The 2,494-nt window shown below is 46.4% G+C and carries 2 protein-coding genes; one reads left to right on the top strand and one right to left on the bottom strand.

The annotated features are described in order from the left end of the window. Positions 1-1,320 (top strand): electron transfer flavoprotein-ubiquinone oxidoreductase (locus B7X71_RS15130; RefSeq protein WP_293601289.1); only part of this gene is annotated, 1,320 nt, incomplete at its 5' end. 15 nt (positions 1,321-1,335) lie between these two features. On the opposite strand, the gene B7X71_RS15125 is transcribed toward B7X71_RS15130, so the two are convergent. Then, positions 1,336-2,494, bottom strand: a 1,159-nt coding sequence (locus B7X71_RS15125) for an MFS transporter (protein WP_293601288.1), incomplete at its 5' end; no start/stop codon positions are given.

Below are 2,494 nucleotides of genomic sequence, written 5' to 3'. Positions count from 1 at the left end.
AATGAAGGTAACTACATTGTTAGCTTAGCCAATGTCACTCGCTGGCTTGGCCAACAAGCGGAAAATCTCGGTGTAGAAATTTTTCCAGGATTTCCTGCTGCAGAAATTCTCTATAACGAGCAAGGCGCAGTTTGTGGCGTCATTACAGGCGCAATGGGTTTAGATAAAGAAGGTAATCCTACTGATCAATTTCAACTCGGTATGGAATTGCGTGCTAAGTACACCCTCTTCGCCGAAGGTTCACGCGGACATCTAGGCAAGCAAGTGATTAGCAAGTTTGCATTAGATAAAGATGCTGACCCACAAAGCTACGGCATTGGAATTAAGGAGTTATGGGAAGTTGAGCCGTCTAAGAGCAAGCCTGGCCTAGTAGTTCATACAGCTGGGTGGCCACTGGAGAGCGATACCTATGGCGGTTCATTCTTATATCACTTGGGTGATAACAAGGTCGCAGTAGGTCTGGTGGTAGGTCTCTCCTATAAGAATCCTTACCTCTCTCCTTTTGAAGAATTCCAGCGCTATAAATTACATCCTAAGATTCGCGAGACCTTTGAAGGCGGTAAGCGCTTGGCCTATGGCGCTCGTGCACTAACGGCTGGCGGATTAAATAGCCTGCCTAAAACTGTATTCCCCGGTGGCGCATTAATTGGTTGTGATGCTGGCTTCTTAAATGCATCCCGCATTAAAGGAAGCCATGCCGCCATTAAGACCGGCATGCTGGCTGCTGAATCCGCAGTTGCAGCGCTTAATGAGAATCGCTCTGCTGATGTCTTGTCTGCATATCCAAGCGCCTTCAAAAATAGTTGGCTACATACCGAGCTAAATCAAGCGCGCAACTTTAAGCCGTGGATGTCCAAAGGACTTTACCTTGGAACTCTGATGGTTGGTCTAGAACAAAAGCTGTTGGGCGGCAATATGCCCTGGACAATTCATTTAAAGCATGCAGACCATGAGTGCCTTGAACCAGCAGCACAGCATCAACCGATCGACTATCCAAAGCCCGATGGCAAGATTACTTTTGACCGCCTCTCCTCAGTATTTATTTCTAATACTAATCATGCTGAGAACCAACCTATTCACCTCACATTAAAAGATGCGTCGGTGCCTGTCAGCTTGAATCTCAAAACTTTCGCAGGTCCCGAGCAACGTTACTGCCCTGCCGGCGTATATGAGTATGTAGAAAAAGATGGGCAGCCACAGTTACAAATCAATTCGCAAAACTGCGTGCATTGCAAAACCTGTGACATCAAAGATCCAAGTCAAAATATTATTTGGATTACCCCCGAGGGTGGTGGTGGCCCGAACTACGGATCAATGTAAAGAATGTTGATTGATTTATCTAGCTGGGTAGTGGCGTGGGCGCATTTTCCCAATCGCCATACCTGCTAATCCACAAGCTAATGCGGCCATCACAAACACATTGCGTGGCTGAGTTGCTTCCCAGAGCCAGCCCGCAACTAAACCGCCTAGCGTTCCACCCAAGCCATAAGATACTGTTGCCATCAAAGCCTGTCCTCTAGCTTGCAGCGAGCCAGTAAACCAACGCTGCAGTAACTTGGTCGCAGCACTATGATGAGCACCAAAAGTAGCTGCATGCATCAACTGAGCCAATATCAGCACCCAAGTGAATGGGAAGAAGGCAATCAAAATAAATCGAAACACGCCAATACCAAAAGCAAGCTGTAAAACAACTTCAGCATCCAGACGACTGAGTACTTTGCTCTGGAAATAAAAGAAGATCACCTCAGCAGCAACGCCTAGAGCCCAAAATAAACCGATCTCGAATTTATCGTAGCCCAGGTCTGCTAGGTAGAGTGAATAGAACACATACAAAGCAGCATGCGCAAAGATCATAAAGAATCCCGATAGTAAGAACCAACGCACATCAGGATTAAACAAAACAATTAAGAGTTCGCCTTTCACCATCTTGCGACGCTCCATCTTGGGCTCATGCAAGCGGAACGTGACCAAGGCTAAGAAGGTCAACACTACCGCGCCCACAATCGGATAGAGCTCAATACCTTCGCGCTGAAATAACTCGCCAGCAATTAAGACCATTGCAATAAAGCCAATTGATCCCCATAAGCGTAAGCGGCCATAACGCTTATCAAAGGAATTGTCTTTAAACAAAGCATGAACTGTGGCCGACTCTCCTAGTGGCATCAAGCTGCTAAGTATGGTGTGCAGCACAAACATCCAAATGAAGAATGCAATATAGCTTTGCAGAAAAAAGATGCACAAGAAAGTGACTGCTGCCAAGCAAGCGCAGAATCGAATAATGCCAATGCGATCAGACAGATAGTCAGACAGCCATCCCCAGGAGAATGGACCAACTATTCGTGTAACTTGCAGCATGGACATTAAGACTGCGATCTCAATAACACTAAAACCACGGTCAAGGAAAAAGAGGCTGGCGTAGGGAGAAACTAAGCCAACATACGCGAAATATAAAAAGAAAAAGGACCCGAAGGCCCAACGCACTGAAGGTGTCATT

Source organism: Polynucleobacter sp. 39-46-10 (genome assembly GCF_002282275.1).
Note: the sequence above shows the minus strand (reverse complement) of the source record. Positions and strands in the feature narration are given on the sequence as shown.